Source organism: Nocardia amikacinitolerans (genome assembly GCF_900215415.1).
Classification (GTDB): domain Bacteria; phylum Actinomycetota; class Actinomycetes; order Mycobacteriales; family Mycobacteriaceae; genus Nocardia; species Nocardia amikacinitolerans.
The window spans coordinates 173,527-194,412 of record NZ_OBEG01000007.1; the positions used below are offsets into that span (position 1 = coordinate 173,527).

The window sequence follows — 20,886 nt, forward strand, 5'->3', positions numbered from 1 at the left end:
CGCTTCATCGTTCCCGCTCGAACGGGTTGTCCGCGCCCGCTTCGGCCAGCCGAGTCAACCCGTCGCGGATCTGCCGCGCCCTCGGCACCCCGATCCCGTCGACGGCCTGTAGATCGCCCGCCGTCGCGGCCAAAAGCCCTTGCAGCGAGCCGAACGAGTCGACCAGCGATTCGATGTGGGTGAACCGCAGCCGGGGTATCCGGGTCAGCACCCGGTAGCCACGCGGGCGCATCGGCAGGTCCAGCGCCTCGATGGTGCCCGGATAACCAAGCGGCGCGGCCAAATTGGTGAGATCCAGCAGTTCGTCGTCGCTGAGCATGTCCAGCCCCGCCATCGCCCGCTCTACCTCCGACACGTACACATGTCGGTGGTCGGCGCACGAGCAGTCCGTGTTCTCCCGTTGCGGGGTACTTGTGCGGAGAACCGAGCCATCAGCAGGCACACCCGCCCCCGGCATGTCCTGATGTTGGTGGTCGGCGCACGAGCAGTCCGTGTTCTCCCGTTGCAGGGTACTTCTGCGGAGAACCAAACCATCAGCAGGCACACCCGCCCCCGCCCCCGACATGACCGGCTCGCAGGCGAGGTAGTCGCGGACGAGCAACTCGCGCAGCCAAGCGCTGTCGCCGACCAGATCCTCCAGTTGCAGCGCGAGCTGGCGACCGTCGGCGCCGAGTTCCAGCACGCTCTGCTCGATCTCCTTGGCCAGCCGCCGCACCAGTTCCAGGCGCTGGGCCGCCGACAGCGCGTCGCGCAGGGTGACGACGTCCTCGATCTCGCTCTCCGAAAGCTGCTCGCACACCTGGTCCAGCCGCGCCTTGTAGCGCTCCAACGTGCCGAGCGCCTGGTTCGCCCTGGCGAGGATGGTGGCCGACGGCTCGATCAGGTGGCGGACCTCGCCGAGGTACAGCGTCATCGTGCGCATCGACTTGCTCACCGCGATGACCGGGTAGCCGGTCTGGGCGGCGGTCCTTTCGGCGGCGCGGTGTCTGGTGCCGGATTCCGCGCTCGGCAGGTTCGGATCGGGGACCAGGTGCACGTTGGCGCGCAGGATGCGGGCGCCGTCGGTGGAGAGCACCACCGCGCCGTCCATCTTCGACAGCTCGCGCAGCCGGGTCGGCGCGAAGTCGACGTCCAGCTCGAATCCGCCGTCGCAGATTCGCTCGACGTCCGCGTCGTGGCCGAGCACGATCAGGCCGCCGGTGCGGCCGCGCTGGATGCGTTCCAATCCGTCCCGCAGCGGCGTGCCGGGAGCCAGCCGGGTGACGATCTCGGGCAGCCGGTTCCGCGTGGTCGTCGTCGGGACCGGGGGACATGGCGCGACGGGGGCCGGTCTGCCGAGCAGATACGCCGCCCACCGCCCTGGTATCACTCGGCCGCCTCGTTCCGCGCCGCCCGCCGCGCGCGCAGGCCGCTGATCCGCAGCGCGGAACCGACGTCGGTCACCTCGTGAATCTTCATGCCCCCGCCCTTCATTCGTTCCAGCCCCGGCGGCACCAGCGCGGTGGTGAAGCCGAGCCGCTGTGCTTCGGCCAGCCTACGTGCCACGCCGGTCACCTTCCGCACCTCGCCGGCAAGGCCGACCTCGCCGAGTATCACCCAGCCAGGCGGCAGCGCGGTGTCGGATTCGGCGCTGGCGATGGCGAGCGCGATGGCCAGGTCGGCGGCGGGCTCGACGAGCCGCATGCCGCCGACCGTCGCCGCGTAGACGTCGTGCTTGCCGAGGAAGACCCGGCCGCGGCTCTGCAACACCGCGAGCACCATGGCGACCCGGTTGTAGTCGAGCCCGCTGACCGCGCGGCGCGGCGCGGGAATCTCGGTCTTCACCGTCAGGCCCTGCACCTCGCCGACCAGCGGACGCTTGCCGTCCATCGCGACGGTCACCGCGGTCCCCGGCACCGAATCGGTGCGGTGGTGCAGGAACAGCCCGGACGGGTCGTCGACGCCCACGATGCCTTCCTCGTGCAGCTCGAAACAGCCCACCTCGTCGGCGCTGCCGAACCGGTTCTTGATGCCCCGCACCATGCGCAGCGCGGAGTTCTTGTCGCCCTCGAACTGCAACACCACGTCGACCAGGTGTTCGAGGGTGCGCGGGCCCGCCACGTTGCCGTCCTTGGTGACGTGGCCGACCAGCAGCACCGCGATCCCGCTCGCCTTGGCCAGCGAGGTGAGCGCCGCCGTCACCGCGCGCACCTGGGTGACGCCGCCGATCACGCCGTCCACGTCCGGCGCGAGCATGGTCTGCACCGAGTCGACGACGAGCAGCGTCGGCCGCACCTGTTCGACATGCCCGAGCACGATCGACAGATCCGACTCCGCCGCCAGGTACACCCGCTCGTGCACCGCGCCGGTGCGATCCGCGCGCAGCCGGACCTGACCGGCGGACTCCTCCGCGGTCACATAGAGCGCCTTCTCGTCGCGCTGCTTGGCCCACCGGTGCGCGACCTCGAGCAGCAGCGTCGACTTGCCGACGCCCGGCTCGCCGGAGAGCAGCACCACCGAGCCTGCGACCACCCCGCCGCCGAGCACCCGGTCCAGCTCGCCGACACCGGTCGGCCTTGCCTTGGTGACCTGCGAATCGATCGAGGAGATCGGGGCCGCCGCGGTACTCGGCAGCATCGCGCGCCTACCGGGAGCGGCAGCCGACGCGGCCGAGACTGCTACCTCGTCGACCGTGCCCCACGCCCCGCAGTCCGGGCACTTGCCCACCCACTTCGCGACCTCGTGCGAGCAGGCGGAGCACCGGAAGATCGGCTTGTTCTTTGCCACACGCGCACCTTACGTACCGGGCCCGACAGAACCCCGGATAGGGAAAAGGCTGCCGCACCGTGTGCGACAGCCTTCGTTCTCGGTCCGCTGGGGGCGGAACCCTCAGTGGCCGCCGCCGTGACCGCCACCGGCGGCCGGGCCCGACTTGTCGGACTCGTGGCGCTCGGCCTCGGTGCCCGCGTCGACCGGGACCTGCACCTGCACGGTGCCGTTCTCCTTGAAGTTGAACGAGACGGTGTAGGTCAGACCGGGGGTGATGTCCTTGGTGAGGCCGGTGATCTCGATGGTGGCCGGCTTGGCCTCGGGGTCGGCGGCCTGCTGCTTGGTCGGCTGCGAGCCGTGGCTGTCCGAGCCGTGGTCGTCGCCGTGCGAGTCGGCCGAGCCCCGGCCGCCCTGCTCGGAAGCCGCCGCGACGACGGTCTGCTGCGGCGCGAGCTTCACCGACGACGCGCCCGACGGCGGGGTGATCTTCACCTGACCGAGGTCGGTGGTGACGCTGGTGAGCTCGTCGGTGACGGTCTCGCTGTTGTTCACGATGGACAGCGCGATCAGCGCCTTGCCGCCCTGCACGTTGGTGTAACCCTCGGACGGGTACACGATGTGCACGTTGCGCAGCGAGATGTCCTCGACCTCGGCGTTGTTGCCGTTGATGGCCGGAGCCTGGTTCGCGGTCTGGGAGACCTGCCCCGCGCTGCAGCCGGTCAGCGCGAGCGCGGCGCCCGCGGCGAGTGCGGCAACAGTCACCATGAGACGTGGCTTCCGCGCCCCCGACGAGGCGGTCACAGCATTCAGGGCAGTCACGGGTTGTCCTCCATGTCGACCGGGATCACTCCGCTACGGAGAGTAGTAACTAGGCAGCGTAGTAGTCGACACCGGGGACCCGTCGGTCGGGCCGGGGTGTCCGCTCCGCGACACCGCCGTCGGTCGGCATCCGTTGCATAACGGTTCGGTGGCCCGGGGGTGCGGTTGCGGGCCGAGTGCCGGGGCGCCTCGCGGGACAGGGGCGAGTCGGCGCAGGTGGATAACTCGTTCTGGCACAACGTAATGCACACCGCACGGGTTCTGTCAACCCCCTCGGTCCGCTCGTTGTGGCCCTGACCTGCACAGTTGATCGCGCCGTTACCGAGTCGCATGTTAAACTGTGAACATCGAAAGGGGCACGGGACACATGATTTTTAAGGTCGGAGACACCGTCGTTTACCCCCACCACGGAGCGGCGCTGATCGAAGCAATCGAGACTCGCACCATCAAGGGTGAGCAAAAAGAGTATCTGGTCCTGAAGGTCGCCCAAGGCGATCTGACCGTTCGCGTACCCGCGGAAAACGCCGAATACGTCGGCGTGCGCGACGTCGTGGGCCAGGAGGGTCTCGACCGGGTCTTTCAGGTGTTGCGCGCGCCGCACACCGAGGAGCCGACCAACTGGTCTCGCCGCTACAAGGCCAACCTGGAGAAGCTCGCCTCCGGCGATGTGAACAAGGTTGCCGAGGTCGTCCGCGACCTGTGGCGTCGGGAGCAGGATCGTGGGCTGTCCGCAGGCGAGAAGCGCATGCTGGCCAAGGCTCGCCAGATCCTGGTCGGTGAACTCGCGCTCGCCGAGGGTACCGACGACGGCAAGGCCGAGACGCTGCTCGACGAGGTCCTCGCAGCGGCTTCCTGACCGTGAACAACTCTGACAGCGACAGTCCTGTCGTTGCCTTGGTTCCTGCCGCCGGTCGCGGTGTTCGTTTGGGTGAGAACATGCCCAAGGCGTTCGTCGCGGTCGGCGGCACACCCATGGTCCGGCTCGCCGTGGACGGCCTGCTGGCCTCCGGGGCGGTCGACCGCATCATCGTGATGGTCCCCGTCGAACTGGTCGAGAGCGCAGTCGCCCTGCTGCCGCCCTCGGACGCCGTGCGCGTAGTCGTCGGCGGGGCCGAACGCACCGATTCGGTGCGGGCCGGTATCGCCGCCGCGCCGGACGCGGGCTATTACCTCGTGCACGACGCCGCCCGCGCGCTCACCCCGCCCGCGTTGATCGCCCGGGTCGCGGCCGAGTTGCGGGCGGGTCGTCGCGCGGTCGTGCCCGCCCTCCCGGTGGTCGACACCGTCAAGACCGTCGACCAGGACGGCGTGGTGACTGGAACCCCCAACCGCGCGGCCCTTCGCGCGATCCAGACGCCGCAAGGTTTCGCGGCCGATCTGCTGCGCGCCGCCTACGAGACGAACGTGCTCGCCACCGACGACGCCGGACTCGTCGAGCGGCTCGGCGCCGAGGTGCACACCATTCCCGGCGACCCGATGGCCTTCAAGATCACCACTCCGCTCGACCTGATGCTCGCCGAGACGGTGTGCAACGCGGCGCGGAGCGTATGAGAACGTCGTGACCATGCGAGTTGGTATCGGCAGCGACGTGCATCCCATCGAACCCGGTCGTCCGTGCTGGATGGCGGGTCTGCTGTTCGACGGTGACGACGGCTGCTCCGGCCACTCCGACGGCGACGTGGCCGCGCACGCACTGTGCGACGCGCTGCTCTCGGCGGCCGGACTCGGCGATGTCGGCGCGGTGTTCGGCACCGGCCGCCCCGAGTGGAAGGACGTCTCGGGCGCCGCCATGCTGACCGAGGTCCGCAGGTTGCTCGACGAGGCGGGCTTCGACATCGTCAACGCCGCGGTGCAGGTCATCGGCAATCGGCCCAAGATCGGACCGCGCCGCGCGGAGGCGCAGAAGGTGCTCGGCGAGCTGCTGGGAGCGCCGGTCTCGGTGTCGGGAACGACCACTGACGGACTGGGACTCACGGGTCGCGGGGAAGGTGTCGCGTCGATCGCCACCGCGTTGCTGCAAGCCCGCGGCTGAGCGAATCCCAGTCTGCGCGATGGCCGTGCGCACGATCGGCCGGCCGGTGACTCGGGACTGCGGCGGCTCTCGATCGGGCCGAGGCGCGAACGCCCTGCTCCGACCGGGCGGGCGAACCTCAGAGTTCGCGCCGGTCGTGTGTGAGCCTGGACGGAAGTCGCTCGACGACGCCGACTAGGATCGACTGCCGTGACACTGCGCCTCTTTGACACCGAACGCCGAACCATGCGCGATTTCGCGCCGCTGGTTCCCGGCCGCGCTTCGGTGTACCTCTGTGGCGCCACCGTCCAGGGGGAACCCCATATCGGTCACGTCCGCAGCGGCGTCGCGTTCGACGTGCTGCGTCGCTGGTTGCAGGCGCACGACTACGACGTGTACTTCATCCGCAACGTCACCGACATCGACGACAAGATTCTGAACAAGGCCGCCGAGGCGGGCCGCCCGTGGTGGGAGTGGGCGGCCACCTACGAGCGCGCCTTCGACCGCGCCTACGAAGCGCTCGGCGTGCAGCCGCCGTCCGCCGAGCCGCGGGCCACCGGCCACATCACCCAGATGGTCGACCTGATGCGGCGGCTCATCGAGCGCGGGCACGCCTACGCCTCCGAGGGCAACGTCTATTTCGACGTGCAGAGCTTCCCGGACTACGGAAAGCTGTCCGGCCACAAGCTCGACGACGTGCACCAGGGCGAGAGCGCGGGCGAGGGCAAGCGCGACCCGCGCGATTTCACGCTGTGGAAGGCGGCAAAGCCGGGCGAGCCGAACTGGCCGTCGCCGTGGGGTCCCGGCCGCCCCGGCTGGCACCTGGAATGCTCCGCGATGGCCGAGTTCTACCTCGGCGCGGAATTCGACATCCATTGCGGCGGTATGGATCTGGTGTTTCCGCACCACGAGAACGAGATCGCCCAGTCCAAGGCAGCCGGTGACGGTTTCGCGCGGTACTGGCTGCACAACGGCTGGGTGACCATGGGCGGCGAGAAGATGTCCAAGTCGCTCGGCAATGTGCTCTCGGTGCCGAACGTGCTGAAAAAGGTTCGCGCCGTGGAACTTCGGTTCTACCTCGGCAGCGCGCACTACGGATCGATGCTGGAGTACTCGGACAAGGCGCTGTACGACGCCGCGGCCTCCTACCAGCGGATCGAGGCGTTCATCCACCGGGTCGCCGAGCGGGCCGGTGAGATCCCGATCGGCAAGTGGACCGACGCGTTCGCCGAGGCGATGGACGACAACCTGGCCGTGCCGCGCGCCCTCGCCGAGGTGCACCGCGTGGTGCACGAAGGCAACAAGGCGCTGGAGTCGGGCGCGGTCGACACCGCCCGCGAGCTGGCCGGGCAGGTGCGGGCCATGCTGAACATCCTCGGCGTCTGCCCGTACGACCCGAAGTGGTACGCGCCGGAGGACACCTCCGCGGCGCAGGAGGCGCTCGACGTGCTGGTGCGCGCGGAACTCGATCGCCGCCAGCAGGCCCGCGCCGACAAGGACTGGGGCACCGCCGACGCCGTGCGCGACCGTTTGGCCGCCGCTGGCATCGAAGTGACCGACACTCCCCAGGGCCCCGAGTGGTCGCTGGGCGCCGCGCGCGGAAAGGCGAACTGATGGCAGGGAATTCGCAGCGCCGTGGCGCGGTGCGCAAGACGGGTAGCAAGAAGGGCGCGGTCGTCGGTTCCGGCGGCAAGCGCAGGCGCGGGCTCGAGGGGCGTGGCGCGACGCCGCCCGCCGAGATGCGGACCAAGCACCCCGCGGCCAAGCGCGCCGCTGCCAAGGCCAAGGCGGAGGCGAAGGGTCGCCCGACCGGCCGCGCCGCGGGCCGTAAGACCGAGGACGGTCCCGAGTTGGTGCTCGGCCGCAACCCGGTCGTCGAGTGTCTGCGCGCGGGCGTTCCCGCGACGGCGCTGTACGTCGCGGTGGGCACCGAGAACGACGACCGGCTCACCGAGAGCGTGCAGACCGCGGCCGACGCGGGCATCTCCATCCTCGAGGTGCCGCGCACCGATCTGGACCGGATGAGCAACAACGGCCTGCACCAGGGCCTCGCGTTGCAGGTGCCGCCGTACCGCTACGCCCACCCGGACGATCTGCTCGACCGGCTGCGCGGCACGGCCGAACCCGCGCTGCTCGTAGCGCTGGACAACATTTCCGATCCGCGCAATCTCGGCGCGGTGATTCGCTCCGTCGCGGCGTTCGGCGGCCACGGCGTGCTGATCCCGCAGCGGCGCAGCGCGAGCGTCACCGCCGTCGCGTGGCGGACCAGCGCGGGCGCCGCGGCCCGCCTTCCGGTCGCGCGCGCCACGAATCTGACTCGCACGCTGAAGGATTGGGCCAGCCAGGGCATCCAGGTCGTCGGCCTCGACATGGGCGGCGACACCACGCTGGACGAGTTCGACGGCACCGCACCGACGGTGATCGTGGTCGGCTCGGAGGGCAAGGGTCTCTCGCGCCTGGTCCGGGAGAACTGCGACAGCATCCTGAGCATTCCGATGGCCGGTCCGGTCGAGTCGCTGAACGCTTCGGTGGCCGCGGGTGTGGTGCTCGCCGAGATCGCGCGTCAGCGTCGGGCCTGACGGCTCTCGGGTCGAATGTCCCTACGCGCCAACCGTTTCGGCGATGGCGCAGGTGAACGGCGTTTCGCACCTGGGTACGAAACGCCCCGTGTCACGCGCGATCCGCAAAATACGCGGAGTTCCCCGGTAGCCCCGTAGAATTCGGCTGGTGGTGATACCCAACCAGCCCATCGGTGCGACGGTCGAGCATCCCAATGCCACGGCCGTGTTGTTTCTCGGCGCGGCGAGCATCTTCTGCTGCGGGGCCCTCGGCCCGGTGGCGTGGGCTTTGGGCAAGCGCGCTCTCGACCAGATCGAGGACTCCGGCGGCGCACTCGGCGGCCGTGCGCAGGTACTGGTCGGCTACATCCTGGGCGTCATCGGAACCGTCCTCATGGTTCTGATGGCGATCCTGTTTCTGCTTATCGTGCTGGGCGGCAACGCCTGAGAAGTCGCGATTCAGTCGAGCACCGGTCGGTCGGTGTCGGCCTTGCTGTCCCACGCCGGCCATTCGGAACTGATGCTGCCGGTCCAGTTGGGCTGACGGCGGTCACGGAACGCCGCCATCGCCTCGCCGCCGTCGACGCTCTTGGCGACGTGGGCGTTGAGTTCGGACTCCAGCCTGCCGACCATGGCCGGGCTCATGCCGAGGCCCTCCCAGAGCAGCCGCTTGGACAGCGCGACCGGCAGCGGCGCCGAACCGTTGACCAGATCGTGCGCGACCGACAGCGCGGTCGGCAGCACTTCGCCGCCCGCTAGGCACGCGTTGGCCAGGCCCATCGCCTTGGCCTCTTCGCCGTCGAAGGTGCGGCCGGTGAGCATGATGTCGGCGGCGTTGGCCATGCCGACGAGCCGAGGCAGCGTCCAGTGCGCGTAGCCGTCGGCGAGCACGCCGCGGCGCACCTGGGTGAGTCCGTAGACCGCGTCGCGCGCCATGTAGCGCAGGTCGCATTGCAGTGCCAGCGCCAGCCCGATGCCGACCGCGTGCCCGTTGACCGCGGCGATCACCGGCTTGCGCACCCGCCACGGCGCGGGCTCGATGGTGGCGCTGACCTCGCCGACCCGGTTGGACAGGTCCGCGCCCGCGCAGAACGCGGGCGGAGTCCCGGTGATGACCACCGCGCGGATGGCGTCCTCGCTGTCGCAGCGCTGCAGCGCGGCGCCGAGCTCAGCGGCCATCGCCGGGGTGAACGCGTTCTGCTGGGCGGGTCGGTTGAGCGTGAGGACGGCGATGCCCGCGGAGACATCGACGAGCAGTTCCGAACTCATGCCATGGGATCGTAGTGGCTCAGCGCAGGATCTTGCGGCCGATGGCGTACTTGTGGACCTCGGTGGGGCCGTCGTAGAGGCGGAAGGCGCGCATATCGCGGAAGATCATCTCGACCACCGTCTCGTCGCTGATGCCGATGCCGCCGAGCACCTGCACGCAGCGGTCGGCGACCTTGAACAGCTCCTCGGAGACGTAGGACTTCGCGATCGAGCTCTCGTGCCGCGCCTTCTCGCCTTGGTCCATCAGCCAGCAGGCGTGCCAGATGGTCAGGCGGCACTGGTGCAGCGCGATCTCGTTGTCCGCGAGCATGAAGGAAACGCCCTCGTGTTCGCCGATCGGCTTGCCGAACGCGGTGCGGGTCTTGGCGTGCTGCACCGCGATGCTCTGGGCCCGTTCGGCCGCGCCGAGCCAGCGCATGCAGTGCGTGAGCCGGGCGGGGGCGAGCCGCAGCTGGGCGTAGCGCAGCGCCTGCCCGGCCTCCCCGAGCAGCGCCGACTTGGGCAGCACCAGGTTGTCGAAGCGGACGACGCCGTGCCCGGCGACGTAGTTGCGGTCCATCGTGTTCATGGTGCGTTCGATGACGATGCCCGGCTGATCGCCGTCGGTGAGGAACAGCGTCGGTCCCTCGGGCAGGTGTGGGTTGGCCGCGAGGCGCGCCATGATGATCCAGGTCTTCGCGCCGTTGGCGCCGGTGATCAGCCATTTGCGCCCGTTGACGGTGAAGTTCTCGCCGTCGAAGACGGCCTCGGTGGCCAGCTGCGCCGGGTCCGAGCCCGCGCCGTCGGGTTCGGTCATCGCGAAGACCGAACGCTGGTGTCCGTTGATCACCGGCATCAGGTAGCGCTCGGTCTGCTCCTGGTTCGCGACCTTGGACAGCAGGAACATATTGCCCTCGTCGGGCGCGGCGCAGTTCATCGCGATCGGGCCGAGGGTCGACCACCCGGCCGCCTCGTAGATGACGGCCTGCTCGACGTGGCTGAGCCCGCGCCCGCCGAGCGCCTCGGGCGCCTGCACCGTCAGCAGCTTCTCGGCGCGCGCGAGTTCCACCAACACCTGGCGCAATTCGTCGGTCGGACCGTGCGCGGTCAGGCGCGGGTCGCGCTCGAACGGAACGATTTTGTCGATGACGAACTGGCGGACGCGGTCGCGTTCGGCGGCGAGTTCGGCGGGAATCGAGAAGTCGATCATCGTTGGTCACCATTCGTTCGGCGGCGTGTGGATCCGAGCATACGAAACCTTACGCCGACGACTGAAGGCGGCTGCCATCACCTCGATCGGTGCCCGCCATATTTCGCCTCTACCTGCACTGACAGGCGCTGTCAGCGCATTGTGAACGGCCTGTCAGCTTGGCCCGACATCTTTGGTTCATCGAAGGGCCACACCGGCCACGCAAGACCGAGGAGAACCACCATGCTGACCATCGCCGCCATCGTCCAACTGCTCATCGCGCTCGCCTTCGTGAGCATCCCGCTGGTCCGCCACCGCTACGGCGCCGCCGCGAAGGCCGCCGCCGAGGCGGAACTGAACCGCCAGGGCGTCCGGCCCGGTGTGCTCGCCGAGCACGGCATGCGGTTCGACGCGGGCGGCCACGAGACCTGGGCTCCTTTGTCCATCGCGCTGGTCATGACCGCCCTTGCCGCACTGAACCTCGCGGCGAACCCGTGGGGCCAGACGCTGACCTGGATCTGCCAGGCGCTCGTTCTCCTCGTCAACGTCGTCATCCTGTACAGCAACCTGACCGCCGCCAAGGGCGTCGAAGCCGCTTTCGCCAAGACCGGCGACCCGGAACTCGCCCGCATCGACGCGCGCCGCTTCCTCGCCGCCGCCGAGGGCGCCTTCCCCCGCTGGGTGATGCCCTGGCTGCAGAACGCCCGCCACGCCATCGTGTTCGGCGGCTCGATCCTGGTCTTCCTGGCCCTGCTCGCCGCCTGAGCTCCCCAACCCCGGCGTGGGCTCGACCCGCGCCGGGTTCTTTGGCGTACGCAATCTTCGACTCCCACACACCCTGTGTACGCCTCGCATAGCCACCGCCTATGTGAGGCGTGTGAAACCTGTGTGGCACCACCCCAGCCGACAGGTTCGACCCTTCTGACACCCTGGACCGGTGCGTGTTGCTCTACTCGGTCCGGTCGCGGCTTTCGCCGACGACGGTTCCCCTCTGGATCTCGGCGGTGTGCGGCTCCGGATGCTCCTGGCCAGGCTCGCGCTGGAGGCGGGTCGCCCGGTCTCGGTAGACGCGCTCATCGACGGGTTGTGGGGTGAGCATCCACCGGCCGAGGCGGCGGGTGCCTTGCAAGCACTGGTCTCCCGCCTGCGCAAGGCGATTCGCGGCGCGGGCACCCTGGAACTCGGCCCCGGCGGCTACCGGCTCTCGGTGCGGCCGGAGGACGTGGACACCCACCGCTTCGAAACCGCGGCCGCCGAGGGACGCCGCGAACTGGCCGCGGGGAAGGTCGAGGCGGCGGCGGCCACATTCGCGGACGCGCTCGCGCTCTGGCGAGGTCCCGCGCTGGCCGACGTGCGGGACGCCCCGTTCGCCGATCTCTCGGTTGCCCGGCTCGAAGAGCTGAAAGCCGCTGTCGCCGAGGACAATTACGATGTCGAGCTGCGACTCGGCAGGCACGCCGAAGTGCTCACCGACCTGGAAACCGCCGCCGCCGAACGCCCGCTGGCCGAGCGGCTGGCCGGACTACGCATGCGGGCGCTGTCCGCCGCCGGTCGCCAATCCGACGCGCTCGCCGTCTACGAGCAGATCCGCGAGCGGCTCGGCGACGAACTCGGCGTCGACCCCTCCACCGAACTGCGCGACATCCACTTGGCGCTGTTGCGCGGTGAACTGGATCGCCCCGCAGCGCGTCCGGAGCCGACGGTGAGCCGAATTCCCCTGCCGCTCACCAACTTCGTCGGACGGGATCGCGAGCTGTCCCGAGTTTCCGAACTGCTCGCCGCGGGTCGTTTGGTCACGCTGGTCGGTCCGGGCGGCGCGGGCAAGACCCGCTTGGCGGTCGAAACCGTCAGCAGGCACCGGGCTTACGAGCGCGGCCGGGTCTGGTTGGTGCCGCTGGCCGGTGTGAGCACAGCGGAGCAGTTGACCGACACCGTGCTCGGCGCGCTGGCCTCCTGGGATATGCGCGTCTCCGACAATCGCCAGCCGCTCACCGGAATCGACCGCATCGCCGAGCTGCTCGACGTCGGCCCCGCCGTACTCGTGCTCGACAACTGCGAGCATCTGATCGAATCCGCCGCCGAACTGGCCGACGGTCTACTCGAAAGACTGCCGCAGCTACGGATTCTCGCGACGAGCAGGGAGCCGCTCGCCATCGCGGGGGAGACGCTGTACCAGCTCGGACCGCTCGAATTGCCGGGCGAGGCAGCAGAGTCCGCCGATGCCGCCGATGCGCCCGCGGTACGGCTCTTTCTGGATCGCGCGGTCGCGGCACGACCCGACTTCGTCCTGGACACCGAGACGGTCGGACCGGTGGTGGACATCTGCCGTCAGCTCGACGGCCTGCCGCTCGCGCTCGAATTGGCCGCCGCCAAACTGCGTTCGATGAGCGTCGAGCAGATCGCGCGCAGACTCGACGATCGCTTCCGGCTGCTGACCTCCGGCAGCCGCACCGCACTGCCGCGCCAGCGCACGCTGCTGGCGCTGGTGGCGTGGAGCTGGGACCTGCTCACCGAGCCGGAAAGGGTGCTGGCCCGCAGACTCTCGCTGTTCCCCGGCGGCGCGACCCTCGACGCGCTGGAAGCGATCTGCTCCGACGCGGCGCTGCCCGCCGAGGACATGCTGTACGTGGCCGACGCGCTGGTGGAGAAGTCCGTCCTCACCGTCTCGGGCGAGCGCTACCGCATGCTCGCGACCATTCGCGCCTACGCGGCCGACCGGCTGACGGAGTCCGGCGACGATCTCGCCGACCGCTTCGCCGAGCATTACCTGACGCTTGTCGAACGGTACGAACCACTGCTGCGCACGCGAGAACAGTTGCGCGCCATCGGCATCTTCGATGACGAACACGAAAACCTGGTAACCGCACTGCGATCGATGCTCGACGCGGGCGACGCAGTGCGCGCCGCGCGCTTCGTCGGCGGGTTGTTCTGGTACTGGGGCATCCGCGGCATGAGCACCCAGTTCGACACGTTCCTCGCCGCCGTGCTGAGTCTCGACGACGCGCTGCCCGCCCGTGAACGGTCCGCGCTGCGACTCGTGCAGCTGCTCGCGGGCGCGCCGATCGCGGAAGAGGTTCCGGTGCGGACGCTCATCGAGGACTGCGTCGCCGCCGACGCACTCGACTTCCACCCCGCGCTGCTGCTGTGGATTCCGCTGCTCGCCGCATCGGTGGGCGCCGACGACCTCGGCGACCGCGTGCTCGACCAGGCGCTGACCAACCGGGACCCCTGGGTGCGAGCCAGCGCGCACTGGGCGCGGGACTACGTGTGGACCGAACGTGGCGACCGTGCGGCGGGCGCCGAGGCCCGTGCGGCGGCGGTGCGCGGTTTCGAGGAGGTCGGCGACCGCTGGGGTCTCGGGATGGCGCTGCTCGCCGTCGGCCGCGACCACTCGCTGCGCGGCGAACACGCCCGCGCCATCGCCGTTTTCGAGCGCGGTGTCGCGGTCAGCAGCGAGCTTGGCGGCCAGGACGACCTGTTCCACTGCCGCGCCCGGCTCACCGTCGAACGCATGCGCGCGGGTGATCTCGTCGGCGCACTCCGCGACATCGAGGCGATGCGGCGGCAGGCCACCGCCCGCGGCCACCGCCGCAGCGCCGCGGAAACCCTCTTCGAACTCGCCGAATGGCACCGCCGCGCGGGCGACGTGCCCGCCGCCGACCACACCATCGACGAACTCGCCGCGATCGCCGACCGCCTCGGCCTCCCGGAAACCATGGCCGACGGTCTGATCGCCGCCGCCCGCCTGGCCAACCGCCTCGCCGACGGCGACGCGGCGGGAGCCCGCGCCCACCTCCCGCACGCCGCCGCAGGGCTGTTCTCCTTGGGCGACACGGCGAATACCGCCCACGTCGCCGAACTACTCGCCGAACTGCTCTCCCTCGAGAACACCCCCGAACTCGCCGCCGAAGCCCTCGGCCTCAGCGAAGCCCTCCGCGGCGACTTCGACGCGGGCGAACCCCGCCTCGCGGACTTGGTGAACACACTCACCAACCAACTAGGCCAGGAAACCTACAAGGCCGCCTACCATCGCACCGCCACCTTGCCCGCCCCCGAAGCCCTGACCCGCGTCCGTACAGCGGTGGGCCTCACCGACCAGTGACCGGCCGCAAGGCTTCGCATCGTGCCGAATGTGCTGTGCCGATCCTTGACGCGCCTCCCCCCGGCGGTGGGCCTCACCGACCAGTGACCGGCCGCAAGGCTTCGCATCGCGCTGGATGTGCACGGGAAACATGACCCGCCTCCGAACGGCGGTGGGCCTCACCGGCCAGTGAGTCCCGCCTGCACCGCGAGAGTGCTCGCAGCCAGTGGGTGCGGCCTGTGACTGCGGGAGACCTCCGCCCTAGTGCACCCCACGTTGGGAGGTCTCGCTGCCCGAGCGGGACCCGCCCGCGACGCCGTAACCCGCACGGCCCAATGAGCCCCGCCTGCACCGCGGTCGGCCAACGGTCGTGAGGATGGGGCGTCCCGACCGCGAGACCGCCCCGGTGGTGTGCGGTCTCGGGCGTCGGCGGCCCTCCCGCAGTGTGCGCGGATCATCGCGGCGGCGAATGTACGGCCTGCCTGAGGCCGACCGACCGGCGCCGACTCAGCGGACGCGCGCGAGTTGGCGGCGGCGGTTGCCGACGATCCGGCACACCACGTAGATCACGAACGAGATCGCCGTGACGAATGTCGAGACCGGGACGCCGGGGGCCAGCGACAGCAGGATGCCGCCGACCGCGGCGAGTTCGGCGAAGACGATCGCGAGCACCGTGGCGCGGGCGGGGTTGGCGGTGAGCTGGGCCGCCGCCGCGGCCGGGGTGATCAGCAGGGCCAGCACCAGCAGCGCGCCGACGATCTGGACGCCGAAGGCCGCAGTGATGCCGAGCAGCACGGCGAAGACGATCGCCAGCGCGCGCACCGGAACACCGCGCGCGACCGCGACTTCCGGGTCCGAACTGGCGAACAGCAGCGGGCGATAGATCACCGCGAGCACCGCGAGCACCAGCACCGTGCAGGTGATGAGCAGTGCGAGTCCGCTGTAGCCGACGCTGACCACCTGGCCGGTCAGCAGCGAGAACTTGGAACCGGCGCGTTCCGGCCCGAGCCAGAGGAAGAGCACGGAGAGGCCGAGGCCGAACGAGAGCACCACCGCGATCACGGAATCGCGTTCGCGCGCACGGGTTCCGAGCACGCCGAAGAGCACCGCGGCCACCACCGACCCGATGATCGCCCCGAGTCCGACACCGATTCCGGCGAGCAGCGCCGCGGCCGCGCCGGTCAGCGAGAGCTCACTGGTGCCGTGCACCGCGAACGACATCTGCCTGCTGATGATCAGCGGCCCGATCGCGCCGGCGAGCAGGCCGAGCAGGGCGGCGGCGAGCACCGCCTGCTGGACGAAGTCGTAGGACAGCAGATCGGCCGTTGTGGACAGGTCGAACATCTTCGAGAACACGTCGGCGAGCTTGTCGTTCACGCGCGGACCCCGCTCGTGTCGGGCTCGGCGTGGCAGTGCTGCGCCCCCGCCGCGCCGAGCGCGTCCATGGTGTCACCGGTGCCGACCACCACCAGCCGTCCGCGCACGCGTAGCACGTCGACCTCGGTCTGGTACAGCTCGGAGAGCACCTCGGAGGTCATCACCTCGTCGGGCGCGCCGATCCGGAATTTGCCGTCCACCAGGTACAGCACCCGATCCACCAGGGGCAGAATCGGATTGATCTCGTGGGTCACGAAGAGCACCGCGGTGTCGTGGCCGCGCCTGCGCCGGTCGATGAGCTCGGCGACCAGCCGCTGGTTGGCCAGGTCCAAGCTCAGCAGCGGTTCGTCGCAGAGCAGCACCTTCGGATCGCCGACCAGCGCCTGGGCCACCCGCAGCCGCTGCTGTTCGCCGCCGGACATGGATTCCAGCGGCGCGTGCGCGAACTTCTCCGCGCCGACGGCCGCGATGGCGGCGGCCACCTTCCTGTTGCGTTCGGCCCGCCCGCGCAGTCCGAGGCCCCACCGGTGCCCGTCCACGCCGAGACCGACCAGGTCGACGCCACGCAGCTGCACGCCCGCGTCGATCGTCTTCTGTTGCGGCACATAGCCGATGTCGGGGTTGCCCGCGCGCGCTGGCGAACCGGCGACGAACGCCCGCCCGGAACCCAGCGTGAGCTGACCGAGCAGCACCTTCAACAGCGAGGTCTTGCCGGAGCCGTTGGGCCCGAGCACGGCGATGAACTCGCCGGGCGCCACGTCGAGGTCGAGGCCCTGCCAGAGGGTGCGGTCGCCGAACGAGAGCCGGGCGTCGTCGAGCCGAACGGCGGCCGCGCCGTCGGTGTCCGCGCGCCGCCGCCGCTCCTGTGCGGTGTGTTCGGTAAGCGGGGCTCTCTCGCTCATGACCATCTCGACCAACTGCTCTTCGATCAGCCAAGCGCCTTGGCGAGCGCTTCGGTGTTCTTGGTCTGCCACTGGATGTAATCCATTCCCTCGGGCAGGGTTTCGGTCACCTCGACGACGGCGACACCGTTGCTTTCGGCGAGCCCGCGCAGGTCTCGGGTGATCTTGTCCTCGGTCTGCACGTTGTAGATCAGTGCGCGAACCTGCTTGCCGGTCAGCAGATCCCTGGTCTCGGCGACGGCCGCGGGAGCGGGATCGGTCTCCTGCTCGATCGCTTCCTGGAACTCGTGCGGGGTGCGGTCTTCCGCGCCCGCGGCGCGCAGCAGGTAGTGCGCGAGCGGTTCGGTCTGCAGCACAGGAGTTTTCGGGTGCGCGGCGGCGATCGCGCCGGTGGCCGCGGTGATTCCGGCCAGCTGCGTCTTGAAGGTCGCGGCGCGCGCCGTGTAGTCCGCGGCGTGCGCCGAGTCGATCTCGCCGAGGGCGGTGGCGATCTGGTCGGCGACCGCGCCGACGGTGCGCACGTCGTACCAGACGTGCTCGTTCTCGTCGGCCTTGTCGGGCCGGGACTCGAAGGCGTCGACCGTGCGCTTGTCCTTGCCGGAGATGGCCTTCTCGACGAACTCGTCGTAGCCGCCACCGTTGTAGACGATCAGGTCGGCGTCGCTGATCTTCGCCGATTCCACCGCGGAGGTCTCGTGCGAGTGCGGGTCGGCGGCCGGATCGGTGATGAGCGAGGTCACGGTCGCGTCCGGTCCCGCGACGGCGGCGGCGATAGTGCCCCACACGTTGGTGGAGGCGACCACCTCGGGCTTATCCGAAGCGTCGGAGCCGCCGCAGGCGGTCAACAGAAGGGCCATCCCCACGGCGGCGCCGGCGAACTTCAGGGCAATGCGACTACTCACGCGGGGAAACTCCTGGCGATGCGGTCAGAGCAGGGTGAGTGCTCCAACCCATAATGGAAACCGTTACCGTTTTACTTTATCAGCAACCCGCAACCCGGCCACCGCCCGGCCACCGCCACATCGCTGCCGAATCCGGCCCGGACACGCGAAGGCCCGCGAACCGCTCGGTCCGCGGGCCTCGAAGGCCGACCGCTCAGACGAGAACTTCCACCGGCTGGGCGAGCAACTGCGCGCAGCGCAGCAGACCGAGGTGGCTGTAGGCCTGCGGGTGGTTGCCAAGCGACCGCTCGGCCACCGGGTCGTACTCCTCGCTGAGCAGCCCGGTCGGCCCGGCCACGTCCACCAGCTGGGCGAACAGCGCCTCGGCGTCCGAACGCTTGCCGATCAGCAGGTACGCCTCGACCAGCCAGGCCGCGCACAGGTGGAACCCGCCCTCGCCGCCGGGCAGGCCGTCGTCGTGGTGGTACCGGTAGACGGTCGAACCGCTGCGCAGCTCGGCCTCGGTCGCCACCACCGTCGCGGCGAAGCGCGGGTCGGAGGGGTCGATCAGCCCGCTGAGGCCGATGTGCAGGGTGGCCGCGTCCAGATCGGTGCCGTCGTAGGCCGCGGTGAACGACTGAACCTCGTCGTTCCAGCCCTTGGTCTTGACCTCCTCGGCGATGGTCTCGCGCAGTTCGAGCCATTCCGGGTCGATCTCCCGGTCGAACTTCTGCGCCAGCGTCAGCGCCCGGTCGACGGTCAGCCAGCCCATCACCTTCGAGTACACGTGGTGGCGCGGGTTGCCGCGGATCTCCCAGATGCCGTGGTCCGGCTCGGTCCAGCGCCGCTGCACCGCGGAGACCATGGCGTGCACCAGCTCCCAGTCGGCGTCCGGCAGCGCGCGGGCCGGGTCGGTGATGCCCTTGCGCTCGCGTGCGTGCGCGAGCGTCGCGATCAGGTCGACGATCGGGCCGAAGACGTCGAGCTGCACCTGCATGTTCGCCGCGTTGCCGACGCGCACCGGCCGCGACCCGGCGTAACCGGGCAGCTGGTCGATGACGGCCTCGGGCGGCAGCGTCTCGCCGTAGATCGTGTACAGCGGGTGCAGCCGCTCCGGTCCGGGCAGGGTCTCCAGCACGCGGTGCACCCAGCCGAGGAACTCGTCGGCCTCGGTGAGCGAACCGAGGTTGACCAGCGCCTGCGCGGTGAGCGCCGCGTCGCGCAGCCAGCAGTAGCGGTAGTCCCAGTTGCGCACGCCGCCGATGTCCTCGGGCAGCGAGGTGGTCGCCGCGGCGAGGATCGAGCCGGACGGCGCGTGCACCAGTCCGCGCAGGGTGAGGGCCGAGCGCTTCATGAGGTCGGGCTTGAGCGGCGGCAGCTCCAGCGCGCTCGACCACTCCGACCAGTACCGCTGCGCCTCCCTGCGGCGCTCCGGCTCGCCGGTCATGGCGGGCGCGAGATCCTGTGTGCCGCAGCGCAGTTCCAGCACGATCGGACCGATCGCCGGATCCACAACGGCGCGCGCCACATCGTGCGTTCCGTCGCTCTCGATCGTCCAGCGGACGCCGGGGGAGCGCAGCACCATCGGATCGTTGGTGCCGAGCACCCGCAGACCGGACGGCTCGGATTCGAGCGTCACCGGCACCTGGCCGAACTCCGGTCGCGGCGCGAAGGTGACGACCGCCTTGGCGACACCGGTGATCACCCTGGTCAGATCGGTGCGGTTGGGCGCCACGTCGTGCGGCAGGTAGTCGACGACCTGCAAGCTGGCCCAACGGGTTTCGACGGTCATGGTGCCGTCCACGTAGCGCTGCGAGAGCGGCAGCCCCGGCCGCTCCGGCGCGATCGTGAAGTGGCCCGCTTGGGGTCCGCCGAGCAGGTGCGCGAACACCGCGGCCGAGTCCGGCTCCGGGTGGCAGAACCAGGTGACCGTGGCGTCCGGGGTGAGCAGCGCCACCGAACGCGGGCTGGCCAGCATGGTCAGCCGCTCGATGCGCGGCGCGCTCGCGCCCGCCAGCCAGGTGCGCCGCTCCTCCAACAGGAAGGCCAGCGCGCACGCGACCTGCTCGGTGGTGTCGACCCGGTACTTGGCCAGGCTGTCGCCCTCGCCGACCTTGATGCCGACATCCGGACCGGAGAGCACGCGGAAGGCCTTCTCGTCGGTGACGTCGTCGCCGAAGAACACCGCCGCCGTCGCGCCCTCCTGATGGCGGATGGTGTCCAGCGCGGTGCCCTTGTCGGTGGCGACGACGGCCAGCTCGATGACGGCCTTGCCCTCGGTGACCTGAACGCCGACCCAGCAGGCGGGCCCCTGGCGCACCGAGGTCAGCGCCCGTCGCCCGATCTCGGGGCTGGCGTTGCGCACGTGCAGGGCGACGCTCGCCGGCTTGATCTCGACGGTGACGCCGGGATTGCCCGCGGCGATGTGCGTCAGCGCGGTCTGTACTTCTTGCAGTAGCTGCCTGGCGTCGTTGTCGATCGCGTGCACGAAGCCGACGTCGAACTCCGAGCCGTGGCTACCGATCAGTTGCACCTCGACCGGAAGCCGGGAGAGTGCCGCGAGATCGCGCAGCGCGCGGCCGGAGATGACGGCCGCCGTTGTTCCGGTGAGACCGGCGAGTGCGCGTAGCGCGCTCACCGATTCTCGGTGCGGATACGCCTTGGCGGGGTCGGAGACGATCGGGGCCAAAGTCCCGTCGTAGTCCGACGCGACCAAGAGTCTCGGCTCGCGCGCGACCGTCGACAAAGCTCGTCGAAGTTCCTGTGGCAGATCCTGTGCGCTCACGCATCCAACCTAGTGATCGGAGGAGTTGTTTCAGGGGCGGGCAAAACAATACTGTGTTGAATTCATCGCACCGCAGCGCGCCGGTATGCGTGCGCACGATTGCAACTGGGTTATCGGGATTTGCCCAGTTAACGCACAGGTAACCAGCAAGTAACTTTCCGCGGACGCGAGCGGAGTCGGGTCGCGCGGCGATCGCGAGGATCGGCACGCCCGTACCGATTCGCTCCGGCGGGTAAGTCGGATGCGAGTCGCTTTGTCGGACATGGCGGTTCGCGGTCTGCTCCGCG

17 protein-coding genes are annotated in these 20,886 nt (G+C 69.9%); 8 read left to right on the plus strand and 9 right to left on the minus strand.

The window, feature by feature from the left end; all coding sequences use genetic code 11:
* Positions 1-4: 4 nt before the first annotated feature.
* The 3 genes from disA to CRP45_RS28290 all read right to left on the minus strand — a co-directional run bounded on the left by disA (position 5) and on the right by CRP45_RS28290 (position 3,513).
* Complete coding sequence (gene disA / locus CRP45_RS34785) at positions 5-1,276, minus strand: DNA integrity scanning diadenylate cyclase DisA (RefSeq protein ID WP_245910552.1); 1,272 nt, start codon at positions 1,274-1,276, stop codon at positions 5-7.
* A gap of 89 nt (positions 1,277-1,365) precedes the next feature.
* Positions 1,366-2,766 (minus strand): DNA repair protein RadA, encoded by a 1,401-nt coding sequence (gene radA, locus CRP45_RS28285; protein WP_097247760.1) that lies wholly within the window; start codon positions 2,764-2,766, stop codon positions 1,366-1,368.
* Between the two features lie 102 nt (positions 2,767-2,868).
* Positions 2,869-3,513, minus strand: a complete 645-nt coding sequence (locus tag CRP45_RS28290) for a copper chaperone PCu(A)C domain-containing protein (RefSeq protein WP_097247761.1) — start codon at positions 3,511-3,513, stop codon at positions 2,869-2,871.
* 421 nt (positions 3,514-3,934) lie between these two features.
* Between CRP45_RS28290 and carD the strand changes: the two genes are divergently transcribed.
* From carD to CRP45_RS28320, 6 genes are all read left to right on the plus strand, one after another.
* Positions 3,935-4,423, plus strand: coding sequence for an RNA polymerase-binding transcription factor CarD (gene carD / locus CRP45_RS28295; RefSeq protein WP_011206964.1), 489 nt, complete (start codon positions 3,935-3,937; stop codon positions 4,421-4,423).
* A 2-nt stretch (positions 4,424-4,425) separates the two neighbouring features.
* The gene (gene ispD / locus CRP45_RS28300; RefSeq protein ID WP_097247762.1) at positions 4,426-5,118 is read left to right on the plus strand and encodes a 2-C-methyl-D-erythritol 4-phosphate cytidylyltransferase; all 693 of its coding nucleotides are present in this window, start codon (positions 4,426-4,428) and stop codon (positions 5,116-5,118) included.
* 13 nt (positions 5,119-5,131) lie between these two features.
* Entirely contained in the window at positions 5,132-5,599 is a 468-nt protein-coding gene (gene ispF / locus CRP45_RS28305; protein ID WP_067790112.1) for a 2-C-methyl-D-erythritol 2,4-cyclodiphosphate synthase, read from the plus strand.
* 189 nt (positions 5,600-5,788) lie between these two features.
* Positions 5,789-7,192 (plus strand): cysteine--tRNA ligase, encoded by a 1,404-nt coding sequence (gene cysS / locus CRP45_RS28310; RefSeq protein WP_097247763.1) that lies wholly within the window; start codon positions 5,789-5,791, stop codon positions 7,190-7,192.
* A complete protein-coding gene (gene rlmB / locus CRP45_RS28315) occupies positions 7,192-8,157 on the plus strand; it encodes a 23S rRNA (guanosine(2251)-2'-O)-methyltransferase RlmB (RefSeq protein WP_097247892.1) in 966 nt (321 codons plus the stop codon). The genes cysS and rlmB overlap by 1 nt, the downstream gene beginning before the upstream one ends.
* 148 nt (positions 8,158-8,305) lie before the next feature.
* Positions 8,306-8,584 (plus strand): DUF4190 domain-containing protein, encoded by a 279-nt coding sequence (locus CRP45_RS28320; protein ID WP_067790064.1) that lies wholly within the window; start codon positions 8,306-8,308, stop codon positions 8,582-8,584.
* Between the two features lie 11 nt (positions 8,585-8,595).
* On the opposite strand, the gene CRP45_RS28325 is transcribed toward CRP45_RS28320, so the two are convergent.
* Together CRP45_RS28325 and CRP45_RS28330 are read right to left on the minus strand one after the other, a co-directional pair.
* On the minus strand, positions 8,596-9,405 hold the full coding sequence (locus CRP45_RS28325) for an enoyl-CoA hydratase/isomerase family protein (protein WP_067790066.1): 810 nt from the start codon (positions 9,403-9,405) through the stop codon (positions 8,596-8,598).
* Between the two features lie 19 nt (positions 9,406-9,424).
* A complete protein-coding gene (locus tag CRP45_RS28330) occupies positions 9,425-10,594 on the minus strand; it encodes an acyl-CoA dehydrogenase family protein (RefSeq protein WP_097247764.1) in 1,170 nt (389 codons plus the stop codon).
* 222 nt (positions 10,595-10,816) lie between these two features.
* Here CRP45_RS28330 and CRP45_RS28335 point away from each other — a divergent pair, with 222 nt between their 5' ends.
* Together CRP45_RS28335 and CRP45_RS28340 are read left to right on the plus strand one after the other, a co-directional pair.
* The gene (locus CRP45_RS28335) at positions 10,817-11,338 is read left to right on the plus strand and encodes a hypothetical protein (RefSeq protein ID WP_097247765.1); all 522 of its coding nucleotides are present in this window, start codon (positions 10,817-10,819) and stop codon (positions 11,336-11,338) included.
* A gap of 172 nt (positions 11,339-11,510) precedes the next feature.
* Positions 11,511-14,675 carry an AfsR/SARP family transcriptional regulator gene (locus CRP45_RS28340; protein WP_097247766.1) on the plus strand — a complete coding sequence of 1,055 codons (3,165 nt, stop codon included), beginning with the start codon at positions 11,511-11,513 and terminating at the stop codon, positions 14,673-14,675.
* A gap of 486 nt (positions 14,676-15,161) precedes the next feature.
* Here CRP45_RS28340 and CRP45_RS28345 read toward each other — a convergent pair whose 3' ends face one another.
* The 4 genes from CRP45_RS28345 to otsB form a co-directional block, all read right to left on the minus strand.
* The gene (locus CRP45_RS28345; RefSeq protein ID WP_067790118.1) at positions 15,162-16,031 is read right to left on the minus strand and encodes a metal ABC transporter permease; all 870 of its coding nucleotides are present in this window, start codon (positions 16,029-16,031) and stop codon (positions 15,162-15,164) included.
* Complete coding sequence (locus tag CRP45_RS28350) at positions 16,028-16,933, minus strand: metal ABC transporter ATP-binding protein (protein ID WP_097247893.1); 906 nt, start codon at positions 16,931-16,933, stop codon at positions 16,028-16,030. Before CRP45_RS28350 ends, CRP45_RS28345 begins: the two co-directional genes overlap by 4 nt.
* Positions 16,934-16,959: 26 nt before the next feature.
* Positions 16,960-17,790: a metal ABC transporter solute-binding protein, Zn/Mn family gene (locus CRP45_RS28355; protein WP_097247767.1), complete on the minus strand. Its 831-nt coding sequence runs from the start codon at positions 17,788-17,790 to the stop codon at positions 16,960-16,962.
* 238 nt (positions 17,791-18,028) lie between these two features.
* Entirely contained in the window at positions 18,029-20,599 is a 2,571-nt protein-coding gene (gene otsB / locus CRP45_RS28360; protein WP_067790124.1) for a trehalose-phosphatase, read from the minus strand.
* Between the last annotated feature and the right edge of the window lie 287 nt (positions 20,600-20,886).

What these genes read in the sequence shown, in the direction of transcription:
- CRP45_RS28355 (WP_097247767.1), bottom strand. Translation starts at nt 17,790, where the DNA reads ATGGCCCTTCTGTTGACCGCCTGCGGCGGCTCCGACGCTTCGGATAAG.
- CRP45_RS28290 (WP_097247761.1), bottom strand. Translation starts at nt 3,513, where the DNA reads ATGGTGACTGTTGCCGCACTCGCCGCGGGCGCCGCGCTCGCGCTGACC.
- ispF (WP_067790112.1), top strand. Translation starts at nt 5,132, where the DNA reads ATGCGAGTTGGTATCGGCAGCGACGTGCATCCCATCGAACCCGGTCGT.
- CRP45_RS28330 (WP_097247764.1), bottom strand. Translation starts at nt 10,594, where the DNA reads ATGATCGACTTCTCGATTCCCGCCGAACTCGCCGCCGAACGCGACCGC.
- rlmB (WP_097247892.1), top strand. Translation starts at nt 7,192, where the DNA reads ATGGCAGGGAATTCGCAGCGCCGTGGCGCGGTGCGCAAGACGGGTAGC.
- CRP45_RS28325 (WP_067790066.1), bottom strand. Translation starts at nt 9,405, where the DNA reads ATGAGTTCGGAACTGCTCGTCGATGTCTCCGCGGGCATCGCCGTCCTC.
- CRP45_RS28335 (WP_097247765.1), top strand. Translation starts at nt 10,817, where the DNA reads ATGCTGACCATCGCCGCCATCGTCCAACTGCTCATCGCGCTCGCCTTC.
- carD (WP_011206964.1), top strand. Translation starts at nt 3,935, where the DNA reads ATGATTTTTAAGGTCGGAGACACCGTCGTTTACCCCCACCACGGAGCG.
- CRP45_RS28350 (WP_097247893.1), bottom strand. Translation starts at nt 16,933, where the DNA reads ATGAGCGAGAGAGCCCCGCTTACCGAACACACCGCACAGGAGCGGCGG.